A 26,812-nucleotide genomic window follows, 5' to 3' on the forward strand; every position below is an offset into this window, starting at 1 on the left:
CGCCGGCCGATCCGGAGGCGGTCTGATGATAAAACAATGGCAAGCGGTCGACGATTATATCGCGGGCCGTCTGATTGCTCGGCCCGAGCAGCAGCACGAGACCCTGGACGCGAACAGGCGATCGGGTCTGCCGGCCATCGACGTCTCGGCCCCGCAGGGGAAGCTCCTCCACATTCTCTCGCGAGCGCTTCGCGCGCGCCGTATTCTCGAAATCGGGACTCTCGGCGGTTTTTCGACGATCTGGCTGGCGCGCGCGCTCGAACCCGGCGGCAAGGTCGTCACCGTGGAATTCGACCCCCGTCACGCGGAGGTCGCGCGCGCCAACATTGCCCGCGAGGGCTTGACCGACCGGGTCGATCTGCGGGTCGGCGCGGCGCTCGATATCCTGCCGAAGATTGAGGCGGAAGGGGCGGGACCTTTCGACCTTTCCTTTATCGACGCGGACAAGGCGAACAACGCCGCCTATTTCAACTGGGCGCTGAAAATGTCGCGGCCCGGCGCGCTGATCATCGTCGATAATGTCGTCCGGGACGGCGCGGTGGCCGATCCCTCGACCAAAGAGGACAGCGCGCTCGGCGCTCGCACCTTGTTCGATGCAGTCGCCGACGAATCGCGTGTGACGGCGACCGCCATCCAGACCGTCGGATCCAAGGGGTGGGATGGCTTCCTGATCGCCATGGTGAAATAGCGCGGGCTGGACTGCGCCGCAGCCGGCTCGCGCGTGGCAATCGCTTCGAAGCGCGACGAGCCGCCGCGCTGATGGCGCCGCACGCAAAAAAAAAGACGCGAGCGAATTTCTCGCGCGCGTCTTTTTGTCTGGCGCTGCCAGCGCCGCTTTTCAGCTCAGGCGCCTTCCAGCTGCCGCTTGCGGTTTCCCGCGGGGCTCGAGATCAGCGCGCCATCCGCGCCGAAGAGGGAGGCCTCCACGCGCCTGCCGCTGTCGTCGTAGCGCCAGGCGATGCGGGCGGCCCCGAGATCCTTGCGAACCGTGGGCTTGCCCTCGGCGTTGAAATAGGCCTCCTCGACCTGGTTTCCCTGAGCGTCATAGGCGCGCGCGACGCGCGCTGCGCCGAGACTCTTGCGCTTGATCGGCCGCCCCTCCGCGTCGAAATAGGCCTCGACGACTTCGACCCGGCCTTTTTCCGGCGCCGGCTCGGGTTTGATCCGAATGGCGCCGTCAAGCGCCGCGGTTAAAGTCCCGTTCTGCGAGCAGCGTCGCTCCCGGGAGGAGATGCGCGCAACCGTCTTGACCGGCTTTCGCGTCCTTTGAGGTTTCTGTTCCATGATCCGAAGTCACTGAACGCGGTCCAGTCGGATGGCTGATCGATCCTCGGCGCAGCGGCGTCAAAGCCCTGTGCAATCGAAGGTTTTTTCAAGGGTCAACTTCCGATGGAAACGCGAATCTGAACCGGTCTCGGCTCGCGAGGGCGAGCCGGACGACATGCGCCGCTGGCCGCGGCGGGCTTCAGATCAGGGCAGGGGGCGCTCGGGAGCCGAGCGGCGGCGTGGCGGCGTCCGAGCGAAGCTGCGTCCCATCGAAGGCGAGCTTGATCTCGATATAGGACAGCGACGGCGGAGGTTCGCCCACGAAGGGCGAGGGCGTCGCCGCGCCGCCCGGCGACGCGCTGTGAAATACGCAGCAGCCGTCATGCCGGGAATGCCGCGCCGGAGTCGCCGGATTATTGTCGAGGGGGCCGGAACTCTTGCTCAGGCAGATCGCGTCGGCGAACAGACCGGCGCCCCGAACCCCCGATGACACGCCGACCGCAAGGCCTTGAAGGACAAGCAGATAGGCGACGAGCAGCGTAACTGCCGTCGGTCCAAACTGCCAGCTTCTCGCCTCGCTCCGCGGGTTCATAACTCTCGAAGCTAGTCATTACGGGCGGCAAGGTCAATGGCGCAGCCGTAAGCGATCGGGTCTGGGACATCGGCGCCGTACGCTTTTTTGAAACAGTTTTGCTGGCCCGCCGCTTGCGCCTGAGGCCCCACGAAGCTGCAACATGGCAGTTTTCGAGACCGTGCCTGATGGGGGGCGTATGAGTAAACTCTTGAGAAGTCTGTGTCATGCGGGGCGCTTGCGCTCCGCGTCGCTTTTTTTGCCGGCCGTAGCGGCGATCTCGCGGAAAGCGCTTCACGCGCGGGGCGCTCTGAGAGCGTTGCTGACAGTCGGCGGCCTTTGCGCAATGACGCTTACGGCGCAGGCCACCTGTTCCATTTCGGGAACGGGTGGGGTCTCTTTCGGCGTCAGGACCGATTTGACCGCCAACAACACGGCGACAGGCTCGATGACGGCAAACGTCCTGTCGCTGTTGTCTTCGTGCCGCATAACCTTGAGTTATGGCGCCAGCGGATCGGGAACGAGACGCTTCTTGACGGGTCCGGGCGGCTACAAACTGGAATATAATCTTTATCAGGATTCCGGTTTTTCGAAAATCTGGGGCAATAGCCTCGGCGTAGATTCTGTCTCCGTCGGTCTCGGATTCAGCAACAGGACCGTATATGCAAAGCTGATAGACAAAACGGCGCCGGTCAACGGGACATATACGGATACGATTACTGCAAGCATATTCTACGGCAGCTTGCGGATGAAAAGCATTACGTGGCAGGTTTCCGTTACGACTGGCGAACCGCCGCCCAGGCCTGAAGGCCTGAAGGGCGTCGCCATTCCCACGCCGTCCAATCTTTACGACTTTGTCGCGAACAGGGAAGCCGCGATCGGTCTCGGCAAGGCGCTGTTCTGGGACATGCAGGTCGGCAGCGACGCCGTGCAGGCTTGCGCCTCCTGCCATTTCCACGCCGGCGCGGACAATCGCAGCAAGAACTCGGTCAATCCGGGTCTTGCCCGCGCGTCTTCTCCCACGGTGGCGTGGCCGGATACGACTTTCCAGATCGGCGGACCGAACCATCAGTTCGTCGCCAGCGACTTCCCCTTCTTCCAGCGGCAAAACCCGGATGACCCGAATTCGTCGGTCACCCGGGACTTCAATGACGTCGCCAGTTCGCAGGGCGTGTTCAATTCCCGTTTCGCTTCGGGGCCGCCCGGCCAGTCCTGGGACAATTTCTATTTGAGCTCCGACCTCATCTTCAAGGTCGGCTCGCTCAACACCCGCCGCGTCGAACCCCGGAATACGCCCACGACGATCAACGCGGTCTTCAACTTCCGCAACTTCTGGGACGGGCGCGCGCAATTTATCTTCAACGGGGTCAATCCCTTCGGCGCGCGTGACGAGAGCGCCCGGGTGTTCAAGAACGTGGGCGGGACCGTCACGCCGGTGCAGGTGCGCATCGACAACGCCAGCCTCGCGTCGCAGGCGGTCGGGCCGCCGTCGAGCAATTTCGAGATGAGCGCCGACGGCCGCACGCTGATGGACATCGGCAAGCGGCTTCTGACCGCGCGTCCGCTCGCCCTTCAGAGGGTCGCGCCGGACGACAGCGTGCTCGGACCCTATGCGAGCCTCTCGGGCAAGGGCCTGACTGTCGAGAGCTACGCCCAGGCGATCCAGGTCGCGTTCAAGCCCGAGTGGTGGAACGGCTCCCAGGCCGTCCAGGTCGACGCGGCCGGAAACAAGACGGTGATCGCCATGCCCGGCTCGCTGGCGGCGAACCAGTACACGCAGATGCAGGCCAATTTCAGCCTGTTCTTCGGTCTGGCGATTCAACTCTACGAATCGACGCTGGTCTCCGACGACTCGCCCTTCGACCGCTACATGGCGGGCAATACGTCGGCGATGACGTCCTCGCAGACGGCCGGCATGAACCTGTTCTTCGGAAAGGCCAAATGCGCCAATTGCCATGGCGGCGCCGAATTCACCAACGCGAGCGTGCGCAAGACCCTCAAGGAGCCTCTGCAGCGCATGGTGATGGGCAACGGCGGCGTCGCAGTCTATGACGAGGGCTTCTACAACATCGCCGTCACCAGGACATCGGAGGATTTGCTCAATGGCGGCCGAGACGCCTTTGGCAAGCCCCTGTCGAACACGGCGATCGCGCAGCAGTTCGGATCGTCCGGCTTTCAGAATATGATCGGCATTTCGCCGAATATCTCTGTGGCGCCGGGCGAACGTATCGCGGTGATGGGCGCGGCCAAGACTCCGACCGTCCGCAACGCAGAACTCACGCAGCCCTTCTTCCATAATGGCGGCGTGTTGAATCTGCGGCAGCTGGTGGAGTTCTACAACCGCGGCGGAAACCACAAGTCATTCAACATCAATGACTTCGATGCTGATATCGAGCGGCTTGGCTTAAGCTCTACCGAAAAGGCCCAGCTGATCGATTTCGTGAAGTCGCTGACCGACGATCGCGTGCGGCGTGACGCGGCGCCGTTCGATCACCCGGAACTCCTGGTCCCGAACGGGCATGTCGGCGATACGATCAGCGTGCAGCAGGAGGACGGTCACGCCAAGGACGCCTTCATCCAGCTGCCGGCGGTCGGCAGGAACGGCGTCGCCGGCGCAGCGCGGCCGAACTTCCTGGGGGTCGTCGAATAGCGTCCCGCGCCTGACGGAAAGACGAGACCGGGGGTCGGGAGATCCCCGGCTTTTTTCACCGGCGTATGACAGCGTTTGCGCCGGTCATTTCGATAGCCGCGCGACGGTCTTCGCGGCCACGCCCGTCGCGCATTTCATGGTGTAGACGAAATCGACGAAGTTTCCATCGCCGCCGTCTTCCCAATTGTAGGTCGCGCCTGCATCGTCTGTACAGAGACCGCTCTGTCTCATGAAGGTGGAGGCGTTGGCGGCGTCGCTCCACAATTCGACCGGATTGACGAGGGCCCCCGAATATTTTTGCCAGTCCTGATAGACGACCATGCCGACGCCGAAAGTCGAATATAACGGCACGGTGAACGTCAGGCTCCATGAGCCGATCGCTGGCGTGGTGACCTTGCTCCCGTTCGACGAGTTGTAACGATAGGTGAGCACTGTTTGCCTGGAAACGACCGTGCCGGCGGCGTTCTTCGTCCAGATGAAAATGTCCTTGGAATAGGCGCCCTGGGCACTGGTCGGTTTGAAGGTCGCCGTCACGATCTGGGCCGGCAGGGTCGCTTCCGAGTGGGAGTGCAGTTTTATGGCGCCGAGGCCGGCCATCTTCAGGAAGTTCGTGGCGACCGAAAAATCGGCGTCGCCGACGAAAGTCACCGCTCCCCCTGTCGCAACAGACCTGGTCAGGGTGACATTCGTCGCCGCGCCGCCGGGCGACATATTCGAGTTCAGATATCTGGCGAGCTGCCCGGAATCCGGATTGCCGCCCTTCACCGCGGCGGCGAGCACGCCGGCGTCCAGCGCTTGTTGGAGATTCGATCTGGCGCCGATCGCGCGCGAGTAATCGACCGCTCCGCCGATGAGAAGGACCATTGGCAGAGTGGCGAAGGCGAAGATCACCGCAACGGCGCCGTCATGGTCCTTCATAAAGGTCCGCAAACGATCACCCGCGGCGGGCTGCGAGTTTTCCCAAAGACGTGACATTGGCCTGTCCTTGCGTGAGGGGTTCCTTCAGGGCTCGCTTCGAAGCCGCCTGGAAGTCCCGTCATTGCACAGACCTTGGGTCGGGGCCTTGCAATAAAATGTTAAAGCGCTGGAATTGCTTTTGTTTTCATTTACGCTCGCTTGTCGAAATTCAATAATCCCGCGGATTTTTCCGCTTCTCACGCAGTAGTTATCAACATCTCCGCTCGCGGAGAGACGAACGGACCCCCGATGAAGGGCCCGCCGGACTCCACTAATGCCGTGGAAGCTGCCTCACGGCCGCCATTCGGCCGGCGTTTCCGCCGAGCGCTCCTGCGCGCGCGATTCATCGATGGCCGCGCCGACGGCGCGCAGCGCCTCGGTCACGCCGGCGCCGGTCGCGGCCGAGACCGTCAGCACCCCGCCCCGCGCTTCCGGCGGCGGTCCGGCGCTGGCGATGGCGCGCTTCAGGCGTTCGCGCTGCTTCTTCAGGTGCTCCGGATCGACGATGTCGATCTTGGAGAGCGCGACGATCTCCGGCTTTTCGTCGAGCCCGGCGCCATAGGCGGCGAGTTCGCCCCGCACGGTCTTGTAGTCCTTGCCGGCGTGTTCGCCCGAAGCGTCGACGAGATGCAGCAGGACGCGGCAGCGTTCGACATGGCCGAGGAAACGGTCGCCGAGGCCGTGGCCCTCATGCGCGCCTTCGATCAGGCCGGGAATGTCGGCCAGCACGAATTCGCGTTCGTCGCGGCGCACCACGCCGAGGCCGGGATGGAGCGTCGTGAAGGGATAATCGGCGATCTTCGGCTTTGCGGCGGTGACGCTGGCGAGAAAGGTGGACTTTCCGGCGTTGGGCAGGCCGACGAGGCCGGCGTCGGCGATGAGCTTCAGCCGCAGGATGATCGTGCGCTCCTCGCCCGACTGGCCGGGGTTGGCGCGCCGCGGGGCGCGGTTGGTCGAGGTGGTGAAATGGGCGTTGCCGAAGCCGCCATTGCCGCCCTTGCAGATCACGACGCGCTGGCCGACCTCGGTCAGATCGGCGATCAGCGTCTCCTCGTCCTCCTCGAAGATCTGCGTCCCGACCGGCACCTTCAGCACGGCGTCGGCGCCGCGTCCGCCGGCGCGGTTCTTGCCCATGCCGTGCATGCCGGTCTTGGCCTTGAAATGCTGCTGGTAGCGATAGTCGATGAGCGTGTTCAGCCCGTCGACGCATTCGGCCACGACGTCGCCGCCACGGCCGCCGTCGCCTCCGTCCGGTCCGCCGAATTCGATGAATTTTTCGCGCCGGAAGGAGACGCAACCCGCGCCGCCGTCGCCGGAGCGGACATAGACCTTGGCCTGATCCAGAAATTTCATTTGTCGCTCAGGTGGATGTGAGTTTCGGGCGGCGCGCGCCGAAGGCGGTGTGCGCCGCGCCGCGGGTGAGGCGCGTGCGTTCGACCGTCACCTTGCCGCCGCGCGCCGGCGCGTCGATCTCGATCTGACCGAGGCTCGTGAAGCCGAGCTTCTCCTGCACGCGGCGCGAGGCGAGATTGGCCGGCAGCGCGTCACAGGTGATTTCGCCCAGCGACGACACGCCGAAGATCAGGTCGACGAAGCCGCGCGCGGCCTCGGTCATCAGCCCCTGACCCCAATATTCCCGCCCCAGCCAGTAGCCCAGGCGCGCGACGCCGCGAAAGGATGAGCCATGCGCGCCGATCACGCCGATCGCGTCATTGGGCTGGCGCTTGAAGGCGAGCGCGAGAACGAGCCCTTCGCCAGCCGAATTTTCGGCCCGGGCGCGCAGGATGAACTCCTCTGCGTCGCGAATATTGTAGGGGTGGGGAATAGTCGCGGTCTGCGAGGAAACCTCGGGATCGCCGAGAAACCGCGTGAAGGCGCGGGCGTCGGCGGCGCGCGGCCAGCGCAGCCACATGCGTTCGGTTTCCAGCCTGAAAACGTCGTCATGCGTGATTTCAGGAAACATCGAAAGCTCCAAGCGAAAGACCGAATTTGGCCCCGGATCGAAAAAAGGGGAAGCGGCGCCCGCTTCCCCTATCGACCCAGTTGGGCCTTTTCCGGACATTTCGCTCAATCGGAGCTTTCTGCTCCTCGCGCTGGTCGAAACGACCATTGTCCGCCGGGGAATGGGGCCGGCGGAGGGTCGTTACCGATCCGACCGCCTTACTCTGCGGCTACCGCCGCCGGCACGACGGAAACGCTTGCGCGCCCGCCGCTGGATTTAAACAATACGACGCCGTCGACGAGCGCGAAGAGCGTGTGGTCCTTGCCCATGCCGACATTGCGGCCGGGATGCCACTTCGTGCCGCGCTGACGCACGATGATGTTGCCGCCGACGACCGATTCGCCGCCGAACTTCTTGACGCCGAGACGGCGGCCGTCCGAGTCGCGGCCGTTGCGCGACGAGCCGCCCGCTTTCTTGTGAGCCATTGTCCTGCTCCGACTTTACTTTCCTGCGACGCTCACGCGCCGCGTTGAAATCTGGTTGGCGCTCGACGCCTATCGAAATGATAACGCGCGGCGCCCGGTTTCACCAAGCCTTTTGGCGCGAGGGGCTCAGCCCTCGATCGCCGTGATCTTGACGAGCGTCAGATCCTGGCGATGACCGCGCTTACGCTTGGAGTTCTGGCGGCGGCGCTTCTTGAAGGAGATCGACTTGGCGCTGCGCGTCTGCTCGGCGATCTCGCCCGAAACCTTGGCGCCGGCGACCGTCGGGGCGCCGATCTTCGGCGTATCGCCGCCGACCATCAGCACTTCGTCGAAGGTGATCTTGTCGCCCGGCGCGCCGTCGAGCGCCATGACGGTGATAATATCTCCGGCGGACACGCTATACTGCTTGCCGCCGGTTTTGATGACTGCGAACATCGTTTTTTCCTGTGTTCGTCCCGACTCTGGCGTTTCCGCCGGCCGGCTTTTTGACAGTTGAACCGGTTGCGCTTCTCTCTCCTGCGCGGTTGGCGCAAAAGAAAAACGCGGCGAAACCGCCGCGCCGAAGCGAAGAACGACCTAAACCGCGCAAGACGCTTTTGTCAATGCTCGCTGCGCCGAATGGCCGCTTACTGCGTGCAGCCGCTGGCCTGCATCTGCGCCAGCCAGATGGCGCAATTGGCCTGGGCGCGCGCCGCGCGTCGCTGCTGCCGGTAGACGCGATACTGATAATCGTCGTCGTAATCCCCGCCGTTCCAGCCGCCGCCCCCATAGCCGCCATAGGACTCCGGACCTGCGTTGTTCCAGCCGTGGCGCCCGCCGCCGCGCTGAAACTGGCGCATGCAGTTGTTGTAATTATTGGCTATCGCGAAACACAGCGGCACATTGGGCGCGGCCTGCGCCGAGGGAGCCGGCGCCAGCGCTCCGACGATGGCGGCGAGGATGAAATAATGAACAATCCGCCGCATTGCGGCCTCTCCCGGTTTCGGCGCGGCGGCGCCGCGCGACTGATTCAATCTCGCCGATCAGAGCTGAAGCTTGTGTGAACGGCTCACCAGCCGGCGACGCGGCGGCAGGACGCGCCGCCGCCGTCGAACTCGTAATGGTCGCCGCAGGCGAAGGCGACGGGCGGCTCTCCGGTGCGCTCGAACAGATCATAGCCCTGTTTCAGATTTTTCCAGAAGCTGGTCCACTGCGCATAATTGCCGCCGCCGCCGACGAAGGCGAGCCAGCCGCCGCCCGTCTCGCGGGCGATCGCCGCGTCCGTCATGCGGAAGGGAAAGATGTGGACCGCGATTTCCTTCTGCCCGGCGCGCAACGCCGCCTCCACGAAACCGTAGATTTCCTCGATGCCTCGATCTGTCATGGCGAAGCAGCCCACGGACTTGCAGGCGCCATGCACCATGACGAGCCCGCCGGTCCGCCCGTTTTGCCGGTCGAAGGCGTTCGGATAGCCGACGTTGAAGGCGCGGTGGTAATTGGAGTGCGGGTTCAGCTGGCGCGCCGAGACGCTGTAGAAACCTTCGGGCGACTGGTAATCGGCCTCCTTGATCTTCGGCCCGAGGCGCCCCGACCATTTGCAGATCGGAAATGTCTTGTAGAGGTTGAACCGGCCATTTTTCCTCAGCCAGAGCTCGAGCTGCCCCTCCTGCTTGAAGATGCGCACAAAGACCTGGTCGCCCATGCCGAATTTCGGCGGCGGCTGCTGGAAGGCGTCCTCGGGCGCGGGCCGCAAGGCCGGCTCCGGCAGGCGGGCGACCTGCGTCGTCGGCGCGGCGGCCGCCGGCGGAGCCGGCGCCGCGGCGGCGGGTTGAGCGGGCGTCGCCTGATCGGCCGACGCGGCGGCGACCCGCGTCGAAGCCGCGACGCCGGCGAGTTCGCGGGGCCGGGTCGGCGGGAGGGGAGCGTCCGGCGCGGGCGTCCGCTCGGGGGTCTGCGCCGCCTCGCTCGCGGGCGGGACAGGCGCGACCGAGGGCGATTCAGGCGCCGGCGCCGAGGCGGCCGGGGGCGCTTCGGGCGGGGGCGCGGTCACTGCGGCAAGCCGGTCCAGATCGCCCGGGCGGCTCGGCGGCAAAGGCGTCTGGGCCGCGATTTTCGCCAGATCGGCCGGCCGGCTCGGCGGCAAAGGCGGCGCGGCGGGTTGCGGCGGGAAGGAGACGACGCCTTCCACATCCGGATTTTCAGCTGCAGGTGAAGCTTCCGGCGCGACAGCGGTGGGGAAGGGCGGCGTTTGCGGCGGCTCCTGCGCTGCCGTCGCGACCGGGGCCGCGGGCGCGAGGGCGGGGATCGTGACCGGCGCAGGCGTCTCGGCAGGCGCAGCGACTGGCGAGGTCGCTTCTGGCGGAACTCCACGGCGCAGGCCGGGCAACATCGCGCCGCCGATCGGGCCAACGGCCGGCTTCGCCGCCATTGCGGTCTGTTGCGCCGGAGAAGCGCCGCGCTGCGGCGCGACGCCCGGCAGGAAGCGCAGGATGGCGACCCCTCCGCCAAGCGCGGCGAGGGCGAGAGACGCCAGCAGCAGATGTGTGAGTCGCGGCTTCATCCGGAGCGTTTTGAACTTCCTGACTGCAAATCCTACCGATAGAGCCGCAACGTGGCAAACATATCGTAAGCTTGACCGTCAATGACCCTCGAAGGCGACGAGACTGCGCACGGGCACGCCGAGCGCCTCGATCTTTTTCGCGCCGCCGAGATCGGGAAGGTCGATGACGAAACAGGCGGCGACGACCTCTGCGCCCATCTTCTGCAGAAGCCGGATCGCCCCCTCGGCCGTGCCGCCGGTCGCGATCAGGTCGTCGACGAGAATCACCCGCTCCCCCGCCGACACGGCGTCGACATGCATCTCCATCTCGTCGGTTCCGTATTCGAGCGCATAGGACATCGAGACAGTCTTGTGTGGCAATTTGCCTTTTTTGCGAATGGGGATGAAGCCGGCCGAGAGCTGATGCGCCACCGCGCCGCCGAGAATGAAGCCGCGCGCCTCCATTCCCGCCACCTTGTCGATCTTCGTGCCGGCCCAGGGCTGTACGAGCTCGTCCACCGCCCTGCGGAACGCCCTGGCGTCGCCGAGAAGCGTCGTGATGTCGCGAAAGAGAATGCCCTTTTTCGGATAGTCCGGAATGGTGCGGATGGAGGATGCGAGGGGCATGGAAGACCTTTTTTCTCTCGTGATGATTCAGGTTTGTTCAACTAAAGGTTGAGTTCAGGCTGGAGCATGCGTCGCGAGTCATTACACTCGGACGTGACGACCTCCAAGGATTTCAGCCCATGTCCAGCTTCGCGCGCGTCGCCTGCCTTCTGGCCGCGTCCTTTCTCCTCGCCGCCGAGGCGCGAGCCGCCGGCGGGCGGGGCTTCGGCGGCGCCCCCGGCTATCCGCCGCCGCCGAACGTCGGGCGCCGGCCTTACCCGCCGCCCTATCCAGGGCCTGTTCCCGTTCCCGTCCCTGTCCCGGTTCCCGACAGCGCCGACTATTACGGCGGCGGCCCGTCGGCGCCTCCGCCCCCGCCGGCGCCGCGCCGCGAGGGAGAGTCCATCAACGGGCAGTGGTATTACTGACCTGCGCCAATGAGTCGCGCCATCACCGCGTCGAGCTTCTTCATCACTTCCGGATCGCGCGCCTCGGGCGGCGTCAGTATGGCGTTGTCGAGCGCCCGGTCCGAGCCGACGGGGCAAGGTTCGTGCTCGGCCGGGAAATCCGCCAGCACGCGGGCGATCAGTTTCGTGGCGGCGGCGGAGTTCCTGCGCACGATTTCGATCACCGAGGAAACATCCACATTGTCGTGCTCGGGGTGCCAGCAATCGAAGTCCGTCACCATGGCGATGGTCGCGTAAGAAATCTCCGCCTCGCGTGCGAGCTTCGCCTCCGGCATCGCGGTCATGCCGATGAGGTCGAAACCGGCGGCCTTGTAGTGGAGCGATTCGGCATAGGAGGAGAATTGCGGCCCCTCCATGCACACATAGGTTCCGCCGATCGCGATCTCGATTCCCTCGTCCCGCGCCGCCCTCGCGATGCGCTCGGAGAGTTTCGGCGCGATCGGATGCGCCATCGACGCATGCGCGACGCAGCCATTGCCGAAAAACGAGGATTCACGCGCGAAAGTGCGATCCACGAATTGATCGACGAGGACGAAGAGACCAGGAAAGAATTGCGATTTGAAGGAGCCGCAGGCCGAAACCGAAATGATGTCCGTGACGCCGACGCGCTTCAGCGCGTCGATGTTCGCGCGGTAATTTATGCCCGAAGGTGAGAGCCGATGACCGCGCCCGTGGCGCGGCAAAAAGACCGCGCTCGTGCCGCCGACCTCGCCGAAAACAAGTTCATCGGAGGGCTCGCCCCAGGGGGTCGCAACTCTTTCGCGTCGCGGATTCTTCACGCCGGGCAAATCATAAACGCCTGAACCGCCGATAATTCCGACAACAGCTTTGGTCATCGCCGCTCCTCTCGCAGAATAAGCGCGCGCGAAAAATTCACGCGCGCTACGGCGCCGTGACAGGGTTGCGCCGCAAAAATGCCTGTGTTAGTGGACGCACGCCTTGGGACTGGGGCGTTGCAGCCCTTGTCCCTTGTTCCTACAGCATCCGTCGCTTGAAGCTACCGCTATCTGCTGCGTTCGCGCGTTTTCGCGTTGCGGCCGGCGCTTCGAACGATGCGAATTTGACGAGCGAAAAAAGTGGCTCAAGACGGAGTTTCGCTTTCCGGCGTCGCAGGACGTTACGCCTCCGCCCTCTATGAACTGGCGACTGAAAAGCGCGCCGCTGACGAGGTCGCCGCCGCGCTCGCCGCATTCCAGACGCTGGTGAACGACAGCGCCGACCTCAAGCGCCTGGTGAGGAGCCCTGTCTTCTCCGCGCAGGAGCAGGTCAAGGCGCTCGACGCCGTTCTGAACAAGGCGGGAATTTCCGGCATTGCCGCAAATTTCATCCGCCTCGTCGCGTCGAAGCGCCGCCTCTTCGTCATCTCCGACATGATCGACGCCTATCAGAGTCTGCACGACGCCTCGAAGGGCCTCGTGCGCGCCGACGTCACGGTCGCCGCGCCGCTGCGGCCGGAGCAGGCGACCGCGCTGCGTCAGACGCTCTCGGGCGTCACCGGCGGCAAGTCGATCAATCTCAATATCGCGACGGATCCGTCGATCATCGGCGGCATCATCGTCAAACTTGGTTCACGCATGGTCGACGCTTCCGTCCGCACCAAGCTCAACGCAATCCGCACACGTATGAAAGAGGTCGGCTGATGGATATCCGCGCCGCAGAAATTTCCGCGATCCTCAAGAACGAGATCGCCAACTTCGGCACTGAGGCCGAGGTCACAGAAGTCGGTCAGGTCCTGTCCGTCGGCGACGGCATCGCTCGCGTCTATGGCCTCGACAATGTGCAGGCCGGCGAGACGGTCGAGTTCGAGAACGGCGTGCGCGGCATGGCGTTGAACCTCGAAAGCGACAACGTCGGCATCGTTATCTTTGGCTCCGACCGCGACATCAAGGAAGGCCAGACGGTCAAGCGCACGGGCGCCATCGTCGACGTGCCGGTGGGCAAGGAGCTTCTCGGCCGCGTCGTCGACGCGCTCGGCAATCCGATCGACGGCAAGGGCCCGATCAAGGCTGCCCAGCGCGCCCGCGTCGACGTCAAGGCCCCTGGCATCATTCCGCGCAAGTCGGTTCATGAGCCTATGGCGACGGGCCTCAAGGCCGTCGACGCCCTCATCCCGATCGGCCGCGGCCAGCGCGAGCTGATCATCGGCGACCGCCAGACCGGCAAGACCGCGATCGCGCTCGACACGATCCTGAACCAGAAGTCGCTCAACGTCGAAGGCGCGCCCGAGAGCCAGAAGCTCTACTGCGTCTACGTCGCCGTCGGCCAGAAGCGTTCGACCGTCGCGCAGTTCGTGAAGGTGCTCGAGGAGCGCGGCGCCCTCGAATATTCGATCATCGTGGCGGCCACAGCCTCGGACCCGGCCCCGATGCAGTTTCTGGCGCCCTTCGCCGGCTGCGCCATGGGCGAGTATTTCCGCGACAACGGCATGCACGCCGTCATCATCTATGACGATCTGTCCAAGCAGGCCGTCGCCTACCGCCAGATGTCGCTGCTGCTGCGCCGTCCGCCGGGCCGCGAAGCCTATCCGGGCGACGTGTTCTATCTGCATTCCCGTCTCCTCGAGCGCGCGGCGAAGCTCAATGACGATCGCGGCGCGGGCTCGCTGACGGCTCTGCCGGTCATCGAGACGCAGGCCAACGACGTGTCGGCTTACATTCCGACGAATGTGATCTCGATCACCGACGGCCAGATCTTCCTTGAGACCGACCTCTTCTATCAGGGCATTCGTCCGGCCGTGAACGTCGGCCTCTCCGTGTCGCGCGTCGGCTCGTCCGCGCAGACCAAGGCCACGAAGAAGGTCGCGGGCAAGATCAAGGGCGAGCTGGCCCAGTATCGCGAAATGGCGGCCTTCGCCCAGTTCGGCTCCGACCTCGACGCGGTGACACAGCGTCTGCTGAACCGCGGCGCGCGCCTCACCGAGCTCCTGAAGCAGCCGCAGTTCTCGCCGCTGAAGATGGAAGAGCAGACCTGCGTGATCTACGCCGGCGTCAACGGCTATCTCGATCCGCTGCCGGTCAATCGCGTCCGCGCCTTCGAGGACGGGCTGCTGGCGCTGCTGCGCTCGTCGCACAACGACATTCTCGAGAGCATCCGCACGTCGAAGGACCTGTCCGACGATACTGCGGCCAAGCTCAAGAGCGTCGTCGAGTCCTTCGCGAAGTCCTTCGCCTGATCCGACTGCTGACGGTTCGCGCGCCCGCTGACGGGCGCGCGACGACCTCGAGACAAGAAGCACACTCATGCCCTCGTTGAAGGATCTTCGAAACCGGATTTCTTCCGTCAAGGCGACGCAGAAGATCACCAAGGCCATGCAGATGGTCGCGGCGGCCAAGCTGCGCCGCGCGCAGACGGCGGCCGAAGCCGCGCGTCCCTATGCCGAGCGCATGGAATCCGTGCTCGCCAATCTCGCCGCCGGCGTTTCGACCGGCGGCCCGCAGCTTCTCGCCGGAAACGGAAAGGACGACGTGCATCTGCTCGTCGTCGCCACCGCCGAGCGCGGCCTCTGCGGCGCGTTCAACTCCTCGATCGTGCGAATGGCCCGGGAGCACATCCAGCGCCTTCAGGGACAGGGCAAGACGGTCAAGATTCTCTGCGTCGGCAAGAAGGGTTTCGACCAGCTGCGCCGCCAATACGAAAAAGAGATCGTGGAGCTGATCGAGCTGCGGGGCCTCAAGACCATCGGCTTCGAGAACGCGGACGAGATCGGCAAGAAGGTCATCGCAATGTTCGAGGCGGGCGAATTCGACGTCGCCACGCTGTTTTTCTCGAAGTTCAAGTCGGTGATTGCGCAGATTCCGACGGCGCAGCAGCTGATCCCCGCGCAGATCGCGGCGAATGAGAACGCTCCCGCCGTGGAGGGCGCGCAGCCGTCCTATGAATATGAGCCCGGTCAGGACGAGATTCTCTCGGAACTCCTGCCGCGCAACATCTCCGTGCAGGTTTTCCGCGCGCTGCTCGAAAACGCCGCCTCGGAACAGGGCGCGCGCATGAGCGCGATGGACAACGCCACGCGCAACGCCGGCGACATGATCAAAAAGCAGACGACCCTCTACAACCGGTCGCGTCAGGCGATGATCACCAAGGAACTCATCGAAATCATCTCGGGCGCCGAAGCGCTCTGATCGTTAAAATAGACGAGGACGTAACATGGCCGCCAACAAGCCCACCGGGCGCATCACCCAAGTCATCGGCGCCGTCGTCGACGTGAAGTTCGACGGGCATCTCCCCGAGATTCTCAACGCGCTCGAGACCACGAACCAGGGCCAGCGCCTCGTTCTGGAAGTCGCGCAGCACCTCGGCGAGAACTCCGTGCGCACCATCGCCATGGACACGTCGGAAGGCCTGACGCGCGGTCAGGAAGTGGTCGACACCGGCGCGCCGATCTCCGTGCCCGTCGGCGACGAGACGCTCGGCCGCATCATCAACGTCATCGGCGAGCCGGTCGACGAGGCCGGCCCGCTCGTGACCGCCAGCAAGCGCGCCATTCACCAGCCGGCGCCTTCCTACGCCGAGCAGGCGACGGAAGCCCAGATTCTCGAAACCGGCATCAAGGTCGTCGACCTTCTCGCGCCCTACGCCAAGGGCGGCAAGATCGGCCTGTTCGGCGGCGCAGGCGTCGGCAAGACCGTTCTCATCATGGAGCTCATCAACAACGTCGCCAAGGCGCACGGCGGTTATTCCGTCTTCGCCGGCGTCGGCGAGCGCACCCGCGAGGGCAACGACCTCTATCACGAGATGATCGAGGGCGGCGTGAACAAGAAGCCGGTGAACGGCTCGGCCACGGGCTCAAAGGCCGCGCTGGTCTATGGACAGATGAATGAGCCGCCGGGCGCCCGCGCCCGCGTCGCGCTGACCGGCCTCACGGTCGCCGAACACTTCCGCGACCAGGGCCAGGACGTTCTGTTCTTCGTGGACAACATCTTCCGCTTCACGCAGGCGGGCTCGGAAGTCTCCGCGCTTCTCGGCCGCATCCCTTCGGCGGTGGGCTATCAGCCGACGCTCGCAACCGACATGGGCGCGCTGCAGGAGCGCATCACCACCACGACCAAGGGCTCGATCACCTCGGTGCAGGCCATTTACGTGCCCGCCGACGACCTGACCGACCCGGCGCCGGCCACCTCCTTCGCCCACCTCGACGCCACGACCGTGCTCTCGCGCTCCATTGCGGAAAAGGGCATTTATCCGGCCGTCGACCCGCTGGATTCGACCTCGCGCATGCTCTCCCCGGCCATCGTCGGCGAGGAGCATTACGAAGTCGCCCGCAAGGTGCAGTCGACCCTGCAGCGCTACAAGTCGCTGCAGGACATCATCGCCATTCTCGGCATGGACGAACTCTCGGAAGAGGACAAGCTCGTCGTCGCCCGCGCCCGCAAGATCGAGCGCTTCCTGTCGCAGCCCTTCCACGTCGCCGAAGTCTTCACCGGTTCGCCCGGCAAGCTCGTTGCGCTGGCCGACACGATCAAGGGTTTCAAGGGTCTCGTCGAGGGTCAATACGATCACCTTCCGGAGGCTGCCTTCTATATGGTCGGCTCCATCGAGGAGGCGATCGAAAAGGCCGCCAAGCTCGCCAAGGAAGCGGCCTGACGCCTTCGCTCACGGTCCGGGTTCCGCGGGCCAGAGCGATTTACGAAACTGAATGGCCGGCGCCGCCGGCCATCATTTGCTGAATGCAAGAAGCGCCGCCGGAGAAAGACATGGCCGCATTCCACTTTGAACTCGTCTCTCCCGAAAAGTTGCTGTTCTCGGGCGATGTCGAATCCGTGGTCGCGCCGGGGGCGGAGGGGCAGTTCACTGTCCTCAAGGACCATGCGCCGGTCATGACGACCCTGAAGTCGGGCGTCGTCACGGTCGCAGGCGGCGACGGCAAGGTAGAGAAGCTTTTCGTGCGCGGCGGATTCGCGGATGTGAGCGCGGCAGGTTTCACCATTCTCGCCGAACTTGCGATCCCGCTGTCAGAGATCGACGTAGCCAAGGTCGACGCCGACCTGAAGGATGCGCGCGAAGATCTGGCCGACGCCAAGACTGAGGAGGCCCGTCACGCGGCCGCCGAGAGAATCGCCCAGTTACAGGAGTTGCGCGCGTCTGTCGGCGCCTGAGCGCATAGGCGCGATCTGCGGGGCCGCTTTTACTCCTTTGGCTCCGGCTCGACCGGCTGTTCGAGCTCAGCCTCGATCATGTCGCCGTGACGTTCCTGCGCACTCAGTTCCGTGCGGCTTGCAGCCACTCGTCGGACAGTCAGTCCGATCTCCGGGTTTCGGGCCGTGAGCGTCTGAAGATCATAGGCGTCAAGGATCAGGAGTTTCGTCGGCTCCGTGGCGCGCACGCTGGCGGTGCGAAGCGTCTTGTGGAGCACCGCGATTTCGCCGAAGAACTGACCGACGCCGAGGCGAACGGCTTCCGTCGGTAATTCGACCTCGACTTCGCCTTCCGCGATAAAATACATCGAATGCGCGACTTCGCCTCGCCGCACGATCAGCGTGCCGGCCGGGACCGATTGCGCGCGCAAGTAACGCATGATCTCCGCAATCGCCTGCGCGTCAAGTTCCCGGAACAATGGGACGCTCGCCACCATGCTCCAGGTGACGACGAATTCGCGACGGTGAATTTCCTCGGCGAATGCGGTCGCCACGATGCCGACGGGCAGGCCCAGCATGACATAACCCAGCACCATGGTGAAGGACGCGATCACGCGTCCGGCGAGCGTCACGGGGGTCACGTCGCCATAGCCCACTGTTGTGATCGTCACGATCGCCCACCACATGGACGCCGGGATCGAACCAAATTTTTCGGGTTGCGTCGTATGTTCGGCGACATGCATGGCGGTCGCCGAGAACAGGACGGCGCCGAAGAGGAGGATGCCTGAGGCTAAAAGCGCCTTTCGCTCCGCCTCCAATACCGCAATTATCGTGCGGATCCCCGGCGAGTAGCGGGCGAGCTTGAAAAAGCGAAGCAAACGCAAAATCAGGAAGACGCGAAGATCCGCTTCGATGAAAAATGACAGATAGACCGGCAGGATCGTGAGCAAATCGATGATCGCCGACCCGGATTTCACGAAAGCTACGCGCGCCCCGAAAGGCGTGCGGTCAGAATAGGGGGTATGTTCCGGCGCGCACCACAGGCGCAGAAAATACTCGAGCGTAAAGGCGCCAACCGCGACATATTCGATAAATGTGAAGATGCGTTCGTACTCTTCGGCGTATTCGGGAACCGATTCGAGGATCACCGATCCGACCGAGAGAGCGACGAGGCCGATCAGCGCGCGATGGACAAAGCGCGCGAGCCGATCATGCGCGCCCCCGTCGAGAATCACATGAAGGCGACGGCGCCACCAGGCGAGGCCGCGGCGCCGTTCCTCCGTGCTCACTGCGCTGCCTTGCCGCGCAGCGCGTCCTCGACCGAGGCGAGCGCCTGCTCGATTGCCGCGGCGTTGGGGCCGCCGGCCTGCGCCAGATCGGGACGACCGCCGCCGCCCTTCCCGCCGAGCGTCGCGCTGGCGACGCGGACGAATTCGACGGCGCTGAATTTGGAAGTCAGGTCGTCCGTGACCCCGACTACAATGCCGGCCTTGCCATCTGGCGAGGCGCAGGCGAAGGCGACCACGCCGGAGCCGATATTCTTCTTGGCGTCGTCGACGAGAGATTTGAGATCCTTGGCGTCGACGCCGTCGACGGCGCGGGTCAGCAGCTTTACGCCGGCGACGTCGCGCCACTCCTGGCCGCCGCCGTTACCCGGCCCACCGCCCATCGCGAGCTTGCGCCTGGCGTCGGCAAGCTCGCGCTCGAGGCGTTTACGCTCTTCGAGAAGCTGGCCGAGGCGGGCCGGAGCCTCCTCCATGGGCGCGCGGATGAGGGAGGCGATTTCGCGCAGCGCGCGGGACTGCGTGACGAGATGGCTGCGCGCGCCTTCCGCCGTGCGCGCCTCGATCCGGCGAACGCCCGATGCGACTGCGCCCTCGCCGACGATGGAGATCAGGCCGATGTCCCCCGTGCGCGAGACATGGGTGCCGCCGCAGAGTTCGACCGAGAAAGGATGCGCGACGCCGGGGTCCGGCCGGCCCATGGAGACGACCCTGACCTCGTCGCCGTATTTCTCTCCGAACAGGGCGCGGGCGCCGGATCGAATGGCGTCGTCCTGAGCCATCAGGCGCGTGTCGACCGGCGCATTGTCCTGGACGATTTCGTTGGCGAGCGCTTCGACGCGGGCGAGTTCTTCCTCGGTCAGCGGCTTGGGATGCGTGAAGTCGAAGCGCAGTCGCTCCGGCGCGACGAGCGAACCCTTCTGAGCGACGTGGTCGCCGAGCACCTGGCGCAAAGCCTCGTGAAGGATATGGGTCGCCGAATGGTTGGCCCGCGTCGCGCGGCGTCTTTCGTGATCGACGTCGAGTTCGAGCACGACGCCGGGGACGATTTCGCCTTCCTCGACGACGCCTTCATGAACAATGAGGTCGCCAAGTTTCTTCTGGGTGTTTTCGACACGGAATCGTACATTCCTGCCGCGCATGACGCCGACGTCGCCGACCTGGCCGCCCGATTCGCCATAGAACGGCGTCTGGTTGAGGATCACGGCGCCGCGCGCGCCCTGCTTCAGGACGAAGGCTTCGGCTCCGTCGTGGACGATGGCGGATACTACGCCTTCGCTCTTCTCGGTCTCGTAGCCGAGGAATTCGGTGGCGCCGAGACGCTCTTTCAATGCGAACCAGAGTGTCTCGGTCGCGGTCTCGCCCGAACCCGCCCAAGCCTTGCGCGCTTCGGCGCGCTGGCGCTCCATGGCGGCGTTGAACGCTTGCTTGTCGACGCCGACGCCGCGCGGACGCAGGGCGTCCTCGGTCAGATCGAGGGGAAAGCCGTAGGTGTCGTAGAGTTTGAAGGCGGTCTCGCCTGACAGCTTGTCCCCCCTGCCGAGGTTCGCCGTCTCGTCGTCCAGGATGGCGAGGCCGCGGGCGAGCGTCGCGCGGAAGCGGGTCTCTTCGGTCTTCAGCGTATCGACGATGAGCGCCTGTGCGCGAACCAGTTCGGGATAGGCCTGTCCCATTTCCGCGACCAGGGTGGGGACGAGACGCCACATCAGCGGCTCCTGGGCGCCGAGGATCTGCGCGTGGCGCATCGCGCGGCGCATGATGCGGCGGAGCACGTAACCGCGACCCTCATTCGACGGCGTGACGCCGTCTGCGACAAGAAAGGACGACGCGCGCAGATGATCTGCGATGACGCGATGGCTTGCGCTCTGGGGGCCGCCGACGGGCGCGCCGGTATATTCGGCGACGGCGCCGGTGAGGGAGCGGAAAAGGTCGATCTCGTAATTGGAGGTGACGCCCTGCATAAGGGCGGCGATGCGCTCGAGCCCCATGCCGGTGTCGATCGAGGGTCGCGGCAGCGGCGCGCGCTGGCCGGGGGCGACCTGCTCATATTGCATGAAGACGAGGTTCCAGAATTCCAGGAATCGGTCGCCGTCTTCATCCGGGCTCCCGGGCGGGCCGCCGGTGAGCGTCTCGCCCTGATCGTAGAAGATTTCGGAGCAGGGGCCGCAGGGACCGGTGTCGCCCATGCTCCAGAAATTGTCGGAGCTCGCGATACGGATGATGCGGCTGTCGTGGAAACCGGCGATCTTCTTCCATAAATCGAACGCCTCGTCGTCGTCGTGATAGACGGTGACGAGGAGTTTCTCGACCGGCAGGCTGAATTCTTTGGTGATCAGGCCCCAGGCGAGTTCGATCGCGCCTTCCTTGAAATAGTCGCCGAAGGAAAAATTCCCCAGCATCTCGAAGAATGTGTGATGCCGGGCCGTGTAACCGACATTGTCCAGGTCATTGTGCTTGCCGCCGGCGCGCACGCATTTCTGAGCGGAGGCTGCGCGCGCCTGATGGCGTTTTTCGACGCCGGTGAACACGTTCTTGAACTGCACCATGCCCGCATTGGTGAACATCAGCGTCGGGTCGTTGTGCGGCACAAGCGGGGAGGAGGCGACTTTCTCATGCCCATTGCGCACGAAGTAGTCGAGAAAGGCCGAACGGATCTGGTTGACGCCACTCATTGTCATGCAGCTCGCTGGAGCAGGATCGGGATCACTCCACGATCATATGGGGAAACCGGCCGTCCGCGCGAGGGCGCTTGCGGGCAAGCGCGCCCGATCGGGAAACGGGCGCCGGCGGCGGTTCATGTCGCCGGACATCCGGGATTTGCGGGCGATATGCCAGTCCTGCGCGGTTTCGGCAATGAAAAAGGCCCGATGAGCGGGCCTTTGACGCGATGAAAACCCGCGGGGGTCGCACGATATGGCGCCCAAGCAGCGCATGAGAGGCGCGCCGGTCGGTTCAGTCCTCGGCCTCGTCGCCATCGGCGACGTCGAGAATGCGTTCCGCGATGAGACCGGCGTTTTCGCGAATCGCCTGTTCGATACGGGCGGCGGCTTCGGGGTTCTGGCGAAGAAAATTCTTGGCGTTCTCGCGGCCCTGGCCCAGTCTCTGGCTGTCGTACGAGAACCAGGCGCCCGATTTTTCGACCACGCCCGCCTTCACGCCCAGGTCGATCAATTCGCCGACCTTGGAGACGCCTTCGCCATACATGATGTCGAATTCGACCTGCTTGAAGGGCGGGGCAACCTTGTTCTTGACCACCTTGACGCGAGTCTGATTGCCGATCGCCTCGTCGCGGTCCTTGATGGATCCCGTGCGACGGATGTCGAGCCGGACGGAGGCGTAGAATTTCAGGGCGTTGCCGCCCGTCGTTGTTTCCGGCGAGCCATACATCACGCCGATCTTCATGCGGATCTGGTTGATGAAGATGACGAGCGTGTTGGAGCGGGCGATGGAGGCGGTGAGCTTGCGCAGCGCCTGGCTCATCAGGCGCGCCTGCAGGCCGGGCTGAACGTCGCCCATCTCTCCCTCGATCTCCGCCCGCGGCGTCAGGGCCGCGACAGAATCGACGACGAGCACGTCGACCGCGCCGGATCGCACGAGGGTGTCGGTGATCTCGAGCGCCTGCTCGCCCGTGTCGGGCTGGGAAATCAGCAGCTCCTCCAGATTGACGCCGAGCTTGCGGGCGTAAACGGGATCGAGAGCATGCTCCGCGTCCACGAAGGCGCAGACGCCGCCCAACTTCTGCGCCTCGGCGATGACATGGAGGGTCAAGGTCGTCTTGCCCGACGATTCGGGCCCGTAAATCTCCACCACGCGGCCGCGCGGCAGGCCGCCGACGCCCAGGGCGATGTCGAGGCCGAGCGAGCCGGTGGAGATCGTCTCGATCTCGACGGCTTTCTGATTCTTGCCGAGCCGCATGATCGAGCCCTTGCCGAAGGCGCGCTCGATTTGCGACAGCGCGGCGTCAAGGGCCTTGGTCTTGTCCACGGACGATCCTTCCACGAGGCGGAGATTGGCTTGGCTCACGGCTGAAATTCCTTCTGGCACGGTTTTGCGGGCAGAGGCAACGGTCGGTTGATATTCCTATTGTGCATGATTTGTTCTTGCCGCCAAGTTCTTTTTTTGTTCGCACGTCGATTTTCGTCGATCACGCCAGCGGCCGCGGCGGGCGAATGGGTGGCGCGCGGCCGCCGCTCTTGTATAGTCGGATGGATTCGGCGGATCGCGCGCAGATTGGCGAACAAAGGGAGGCGCCCATGTATTCCAAGATTCTCGTGCCGGTCGACGTGGGCGAGCCCGAAATGACGCAGCTTGCGCTCGATGCGGCGCTCGCGCTGGCCAGAACCAATGGCGGGGCGCAATTGCGGCTCATCAATGTGCAGCCGCTCGTGCCCGTGGCCTTCATCGACTATATCCCGCCGAATTTCGACGAGGAGATGCGCGAGACAGCGGAAAAGGAGCTGGCCGCCCTGACGGCCGCGATCGACCTGCCGCGCGAGCGGGTAACCTCCACAGTGCGGTTCGGCGCGGTCTACCCGGAGGTTCTCGCCGAGGCCGAGGACTGGGGAGCGGATCTCATCGTCGTCGGCTCCCACCGTCCCACCATGGCGACCTATCTTCTGGGCTCGAACGCCAAGACGATCGTGCGCCACGCGAAATGTTCCGTTCTGGTGGTGCGCAAATAAGCGCGGCGTGACAGGGGCGGGAGCGGCGACTAGAGTTTGACCATGCGTCGATTCGAAATCTCCGCGCTTGCCCTTTGCGCCGTTTTCGGCCTTTCAACGGCGGTTTTCGCCGCGGCAGGAAATGCGGCCATGCTCAGGCGCGGCCTTGCGATCGCGCAGGAAAATTGCGGAAAGTGCCACGCCGTCGGCCGCGCGGGCGAGAGCCCGAATCCGAAGTCGCCACCCTTCCGCCATCTGGCGCGCAAATATCCGCTTCACAATCTGGAGGAGGCGCTGGGCGAAGGCATCGTCGTCGGCCATGAGGGCATGGAGATGCCCCAGTTCCGCTTCAGCGCCGCGCAGATCGAGGCTCTGCTCGCCTATCTGGGCTCGATCCAGAGGCGCTGAGCGTCTCAGGCGCTGACTTCCTTGCGCAACTTGGCGATCGCGACGCCCGTCGCCATGGAGGCGGAGGTATAGGGCGTGCCTGCCCCGAGGGCGGCGTCGGCGTCGGTATAGCGTTTGTCGTTGATCATGGCGGCGACCCGGCTGGCCTCACGATGGAAAACGGCGTGAGCGCTCACGCAGCCGGCGAAGGTCGGCAGATGCCCATATTTGATCTTGGCGTCGCCATGAAGCCATTGGCCGAGCGGGCAGGCGTTGTCCTTGCCGATTGCGGCGGCGTCCAGAGTCGATTGTGCGGCGATCGCGCCACGCAGTTTGGTCTTCCACTCGACATGTGCGTCGATGGCCTTGTCGAAATCCATGGGGGAGCCTCGTTTTCACGGCCGCGATGGCCGGATTCCGGGCGCGAGATTAGCCAGCCGGGGCTTGCCCGAGGCTGTCGTCCAGCCGATTTGACCCGATCCGTCAATGACGAAGCGCGGCTGGTCGACTGCGGACGGATGCGCGTCGCCATAATAGTCGAGCTTGCGCCGGGCCATGGGGGGCGGATGCGGCGCCCGCTTGCCCGTGTCCTTGCGCGCGGCCATCCGCCGCCTTTGCGCTCCGGGTTTTGCTGGTCTAATAAGCGCGCTGAAACCAGCCGAGGCGCAAAATGTCCGCGATCCCCGATTTCTCCAAGATTCCCTTCGCCGCCACCGACGTCGCGCAGGAGGCGCCGCCGCGGGCCTGGCTGACGCCAGAGGGGATCGAAGTGAAGAGCGCCTATGGCCCCGCGGATATAGCGGGCCTCTCCTTCGTCGATGGTTTTCCGGGCGTCGCGCCATATGTGCGCGGGCCCTATTCCACCATGTATGTCGCCCAGCCCTGGACGATCCGCCAATATGCCGGCTTCTCCACGGCCGAGGACTCCAACGCCTTCTATCGCCGCAATCTTGCGGCCGGCCAGAAGGGCCTCTCCGTCGCCTTCGACCTCGCGACCCACCGCGGCTATGACTCGGACCATCCGCGCGTGATGGGCGACGTCGGCATGGCGGGCGTCGCGATCGATTCGATCTACGACATGCGGACGCTCTTCGACGGCATTCCGCTCGATCAGATGTCCGTGTCGATGACCATGAACGGCGCGGTGCTGCCGGTGCTGGCGCTCTTCATCGTCGCGGCGGAAGAGCAGGGCGTTTCGGCCGACAAGCTCACCGGCACGATCCAGAACGACATTCTCAAAGAATTCATGGTGCGCAACACCTACATCTATCCGCCGGACCCCTCCATGCGGATCGTGTCGGATATTTTTGCCTACACCAGCAGGCATATGCCGAAGTTCAACTCGATCTCGATCTCCGGCTATCACATGCAGGAGGCGGGCGCCTCGGCCGATCTGGAGTTGGGCTACACGCTCGCCGACGGCGTGGAATATGTGCGCGCCGGCGTCGCTGCGGGCCTCGACATCGACGCCTTCGCGCCGCGGCTCTCCTTCTTCTTCGCCATCGGCATGAATTTCTTCATGGAGGTCGCCAAGCTGCGCGCCGCGCGTCTGCTCTGGGCGCGACTCATGAAAGACCTCGGCGCCAGGTCCGAGAAGAGCATGACGCTGCGCACCCACTGCCAGACCTCCGGCTGGTCGCTCACCGCGCAGGACGTCTACGTCAACTCGATCCGCACCTGCGTCGAGGCCATGGCGGCGACGCAGGGCCATACGCAGTCGCTGCACACCAATGCGCTGGACGAGGCGCTGGCGCTGCCGACGGACTTCTCGGCGCGCATCGCCCGCAACACGCAGATCGTGTTGCAGCAGGAGAGCGGCACGACGCGCGTCATCGATCCGTGGGGCGGTTCTTATTATGTCGAGCGCCTCACCGCCGAACTCGCCAAGGGCGCCTGGAAGCATATCGAGGAAATCGAACAGCTCGGCGGGATGGCTAAGGCGATCGCGGCGGGGGTGCCGAAGCAGCGCATCGAGGAAGCGGCCGCGAAAACGCAGGCGCGCATCGACAGCGGAACGCAGGTCGTCGTCGGCGTCAACAAATACCGCCCTGAGAACGACGCCAAGCCGAATGTGCTCAAGGTCGACAACGCCGCCGTGCGCGCCGCGCAGCTGGAAAAGCTGAAGCGCCTGCGCGCCGAGCGTGACGAGGCGACGACCCAGGCGGCGCTCGACGCGCTGACGGAAGGCGCGACCTCGGGCGCCAATCTGCTCGATCTCGCCGTGAAGGCCGCGCGCGCAAAGGCGAGCGTCGGCGAAATTTCCTTCGCGCTCGAAAAGGTCTTCACGCGCCACAAACCCAAGGCGAACGTCATTTCCGGCGTCTATGCGCGCGAGGCGGGCAAGGACAGCGCCCAGATCGGCCGCATTGTCGGCATGACGCGCGACTTCGCGGAAAACACAGGGCGTAAGCCGCGTATTCTCGTCGCCAAGATGGGCCAGGACGGCCATGATCGCGGCCAGAAGGTCATCGCCTCCGCCTTCGCGGACATGGGCTTCGACGTCGTCATCGGCGATCTTTTCGCGACGCCGGACGAAGTGGCCCGGAAGGCCGCCGAGGCCGACGTGCACATCGTCGGCGTCTCGACCATGACCGCCGGCCATCTCACGCTGACGCCCGAATTGCGCGACGCCCTTTCGCACGTGGGCCGCGGCGACATCATGATGGTCGTCGGCGGCGTGATTCCGCCGGACGACTTCCAGCAGCTTTACGATTCCGGCGCCGCCGCAATCTTCCCGCCGGGCACCAATATCCCGCAGGCGGCGGAGCAATTGCTGCACGAGCTGAATATTCGCCTCGGCTTTGCGCAACGCGAGGTCGCGAAGGCGGGATGATGCGAAGGGGCCGCGGCGCCGGACGACGCGCAACGGCCTCATCCACTCGATCAGCTATTGAAAACGGGGTTGGCGCTTGCGTTCGCGGAGCGCGCCTTCCCGTTCCGGACGC

General features: G+C 64.7%; 27 protein-coding genes. 11 read left to right on the forward strand and 16 right to left on the reverse strand.

Annotated features, from left to right (window positions below):
* Positions 1 to 25 precede the first annotated feature (25 nt).
* Entirely contained in the window at positions 26 to 688 is a 663-nt protein-coding gene (locus LG047_RS12925) for an O-methyltransferase (protein WP_227967111.1), read from the forward strand.
* Positions 689 to 843: 155 nt separating this feature from the next.
* Here the strand turns inward: LG047_RS12925 and LG047_RS12930 are convergent, their stop codons facing one another.
* Both LG047_RS12930 and LG047_RS12935 read right to left on the reverse strand, forming a co-directional pair.
* The gene (locus LG047_RS12930) at positions 844 to 1,284 is read right to left on the reverse strand and encodes a hypothetical protein (protein WP_227967113.1); all 441 of its coding nucleotides are present in this window, start codon (positions 1,282 to 1,284) and stop codon (positions 844 to 846) included.
* 181 nt (positions 1,285 to 1,465) lie between these two features.
* Entirely contained in the window at positions 1,466 to 1,858 is a 393-nt protein-coding gene (locus tag LG047_RS12935) for a DUF2946 family protein (protein ID WP_227967115.1), read from the reverse strand.
* Between the two features lie 325 nt (positions 1,859 to 2,183).
* On the opposite strand from LG047_RS12935, the gene LG047_RS12940 reads away from it, so the two are divergent.
* The gene (locus tag LG047_RS12940) at positions 2,184 to 4,487 is read left to right on the forward strand and encodes a spore coat protein U domain-containing protein (protein WP_227967117.1); all 2,304 of its coding nucleotides are present in this window, start codon (positions 2,184 to 2,186) and stop codon (positions 4,485 to 4,487) included.
* Positions 4,488 to 4,571: 84 nt separating this feature from the next.
* Here LG047_RS12940 and LG047_RS12945 read toward each other — a convergent pair whose 3' ends face one another.
* From LG047_RS12945 to LG047_RS12980, 8 genes are all read right to left on the reverse strand, one after another.
* Positions 4,572 to 5,462, reverse strand: a complete 891-nt coding sequence (locus LG047_RS12945; RefSeq protein ID WP_227967118.1) for a TadE/TadG family type IV pilus assembly protein — start codon at positions 5,460 to 5,462, stop codon at positions 4,572 to 4,574.
* A gap of 273 nt (positions 5,463 to 5,735) precedes the next feature.
* Positions 5,736 to 6,797, reverse strand: a complete 1,062-nt coding sequence (gene obgE, locus LG047_RS12950; RefSeq protein WP_227967119.1) for a GTPase ObgE — start codon at positions 6,795 to 6,797, stop codon at positions 5,736 to 5,738.
* 7 nt (positions 6,798 to 6,804) lie between these two features.
* Positions 6,805 to 7,407 carry a GNAT family N-acetyltransferase gene (locus tag LG047_RS12955; protein WP_036288778.1) on the reverse strand — a complete coding sequence of 201 codons (603 nt, stop codon included), beginning with the start codon at positions 7,405 to 7,407 and terminating at the stop codon, positions 6,805 to 6,807.
* Positions 7,408 to 7,604: 197 nt separating this feature from the next.
* Positions 7,605 to 7,871: a 50S ribosomal protein L27 gene (rpmA, locus tag LG047_RS12960; protein WP_036285402.1), complete on the reverse strand. Its 267-nt coding sequence runs from the start codon at positions 7,869 to 7,871 to the stop codon at positions 7,605 to 7,607.
* Between the two features lie 126 nt (positions 7,872 to 7,997).
* A complete protein-coding gene (gene rplU, locus LG047_RS12965; RefSeq protein WP_036285404.1) occupies positions 7,998 to 8,306 on the reverse strand; it encodes a 50S ribosomal protein L21 in 309 nt (102 codons plus the stop codon).
* Positions 8,307 to 8,497: 191 nt separating this feature from the next.
* Positions 8,498 to 8,836: a hypothetical protein gene (locus LG047_RS12970; RefSeq protein ID WP_227967120.1), complete on the reverse strand. Its 339-nt coding sequence runs from the start codon at positions 8,834 to 8,836 to the stop codon at positions 8,498 to 8,500.
* Positions 8,837 to 8,919: 83 nt separating this feature from the next.
* Entirely contained in the window at positions 8,920 to 10,410 is a 1,491-nt protein-coding gene (locus tag LG047_RS12975; RefSeq protein WP_227967121.1) for a murein L,D-transpeptidase family protein, read from the reverse strand.
* Positions 10,411 to 10,488: 78 nt separating this feature from the next.
* Positions 10,489 to 11,016, reverse strand: a complete 528-nt coding sequence (locus LG047_RS12980; protein WP_036285407.1) for an adenine phosphoribosyltransferase — start codon at positions 11,014 to 11,016, stop codon at positions 10,489 to 10,491.
* Positions 11,017 to 11,135: 119 nt separating this feature from the next.
* Here LG047_RS12980 and LG047_RS19595 point away from each other — a divergent pair, with 119 nt between their 5' ends.
* Complete coding sequence (locus LG047_RS19595; protein ID WP_036285408.1) at positions 11,136 to 11,423, forward strand: hypothetical protein; 288 nt, start codon at positions 11,136 to 11,138, stop codon at positions 11,421 to 11,423.
* Here LG047_RS19595 and LG047_RS12990 read toward each other — a convergent pair.
* Positions 11,417 to 12,298 carry an S-methyl-5'-thioadenosine phosphorylase gene (locus LG047_RS12990; protein ID WP_227967122.1) on the reverse strand — a complete coding sequence of 294 codons (882 nt, stop codon included), beginning with the start codon at positions 12,296 to 12,298 and terminating at the stop codon, positions 11,417 to 11,419. The two genes, LG047_RS19595 and LG047_RS12990, sit on opposite strands and share 7 nt — an antisense overlap.
* Before the next feature lie 240 nt (positions 12,299 to 12,538).
* Here LG047_RS12990 and LG047_RS12995 point away from each other — a divergent pair, with 240 nt between their 5' ends.
* The 5 genes from LG047_RS12995 to LG047_RS13015 all read left to right on the forward strand — a co-directional run bounded on the left by LG047_RS12995 (position 12,539) and on the right by LG047_RS13015 (position 17,557).
* The gene (locus LG047_RS12995; protein ID WP_036285413.1) at positions 12,539 to 13,102 is read left to right on the forward strand and encodes a F0F1 ATP synthase subunit delta; all 564 of its coding nucleotides are present in this window, start codon (positions 12,539 to 12,541) and stop codon (positions 13,100 to 13,102) included.
* Positions 13,102 to 14,634, forward strand: a complete 1,533-nt coding sequence (atpA, locus tag LG047_RS13000; RefSeq protein WP_227967124.1) for a F0F1 ATP synthase subunit alpha — start codon at positions 13,102 to 13,104, stop codon at positions 14,632 to 14,634. Before LG047_RS12995 ends, atpA begins: the two co-directional genes overlap by 1 nt.
* Before the next feature lie 67 nt (positions 14,635 to 14,701).
* A complete protein-coding gene (locus tag LG047_RS13005) occupies positions 14,702 to 15,583 on the forward strand; it encodes a F0F1 ATP synthase subunit gamma (RefSeq protein ID WP_227967126.1) in 882 nt (293 codons plus the stop codon).
* Between the two features lie 25 nt (positions 15,584 to 15,608).
* Positions 15,609 to 17,045 carry a F0F1 ATP synthase subunit beta gene (atpD, locus tag LG047_RS13010; protein WP_227967133.1) on the forward strand — a complete coding sequence of 479 codons (1,437 nt, stop codon included), beginning with the start codon at positions 15,609 to 15,611 and terminating at the stop codon, positions 17,043 to 17,045.
* 110 nt (positions 17,046 to 17,155) lie between these two features.
* A complete protein-coding gene (locus LG047_RS13015) occupies positions 17,156 to 17,557 on the forward strand; it encodes a F0F1 ATP synthase subunit epsilon (protein ID WP_227967134.1) in 402 nt (133 codons plus the stop codon).
* Positions 17,558 to 17,586: 29 nt separating this feature from the next.
* Here LG047_RS13015 and LG047_RS13020 read toward each other — a convergent pair whose 3' ends face one another.
* The 3 genes from LG047_RS13020 to recA form a co-directional block, all read right to left on the reverse strand.
* Positions 17,587 to 18,825 carry a cyclic nucleotide-gated ion channel gene (locus LG047_RS13020; RefSeq protein WP_227967135.1) on the reverse strand — a complete coding sequence of 413 codons (1,239 nt, stop codon included), beginning with the start codon at positions 18,823 to 18,825 and terminating at the stop codon, positions 17,587 to 17,589.
* On the reverse strand, positions 18,822 to 21,491 hold the full coding sequence (gene alaS / locus LG047_RS13025; RefSeq protein ID WP_227967138.1) for an alanine--tRNA ligase: 2,670 nt from the start codon (positions 21,489 to 21,491) through the stop codon (positions 18,822 to 18,824). Before alaS ends, LG047_RS13020 begins: the two co-directional genes overlap by 4 nt.
* A 280-nt stretch (positions 21,492 to 21,771) precedes the next feature.
* Positions 21,772 to 22,842 carry a recombinase RecA gene (recA, locus tag LG047_RS13030; RefSeq protein ID WP_227967140.1) on the reverse strand — a complete coding sequence of 357 codons (1,071 nt, stop codon included), beginning with the start codon at positions 22,840 to 22,842 and terminating at the stop codon, positions 21,772 to 21,774.
* 230 nt (positions 22,843 to 23,072) lie between these two features.
* Here recA and LG047_RS13035 point away from each other — a divergent pair, with 230 nt between their 5' ends.
* Together LG047_RS13035 and LG047_RS13040 are read left to right on the forward strand one after the other, a co-directional pair.
* Positions 23,073 to 23,501, forward strand: a complete 429-nt coding sequence (locus tag LG047_RS13035) for a universal stress protein (RefSeq protein ID WP_227967141.1) — start codon at positions 23,073 to 23,075, stop codon at positions 23,499 to 23,501.
* 42 nt (positions 23,502 to 23,543) lie between these two features.
* Positions 23,544 to 23,888: a cytochrome c gene (locus LG047_RS13040; RefSeq protein WP_227967142.1), complete on the forward strand. Its 345-nt coding sequence runs from the start codon at positions 23,544 to 23,546 to the stop codon at positions 23,886 to 23,888.
* Positions 23,889 to 23,893: 5 nt separating this feature from the next.
* Here LG047_RS13040 and LG047_RS13045 read toward each other — a convergent pair whose 3' ends face one another.
* A complete protein-coding gene (locus LG047_RS13045) occupies positions 23,894 to 24,247 on the reverse strand; it encodes a CZB domain-containing protein (protein ID WP_227967145.1) in 354 nt (117 codons plus the stop codon).
* Between the two features lie 15 nt (positions 24,248 to 24,262).
* Positions 24,263 to 24,472, reverse strand: a complete 210-nt coding sequence (locus LG047_RS13050; protein ID WP_036285434.1) for a hypothetical protein — start codon at positions 24,470 to 24,472, stop codon at positions 24,263 to 24,265.
* Positions 24,473 to 24,537: 65 nt separating this feature from the next.
* Here LG047_RS13050 and scpA point away from each other — a divergent pair, with 65 nt between their 5' ends.
* The gene (gene scpA / locus LG047_RS13055) at positions 24,538 to 26,700 is read left to right on the forward strand and encodes a methylmalonyl-CoA mutase (protein WP_227967147.1); all 2,163 of its coding nucleotides are present in this window, start codon (positions 24,538 to 24,540) and stop codon (positions 26,698 to 26,700) included.
* Positions 26,701 to 26,812 lie beyond the last annotated feature (112 nt).

The sequence above is a fragment of the Methylocystis sp. WRRC1 genome, from assembly GCF_020733155.1.
Lineage (GTDB): Bacteria > Pseudomonadota > Alphaproteobacteria > Rhizobiales > Beijerinckiaceae > Methylocystis.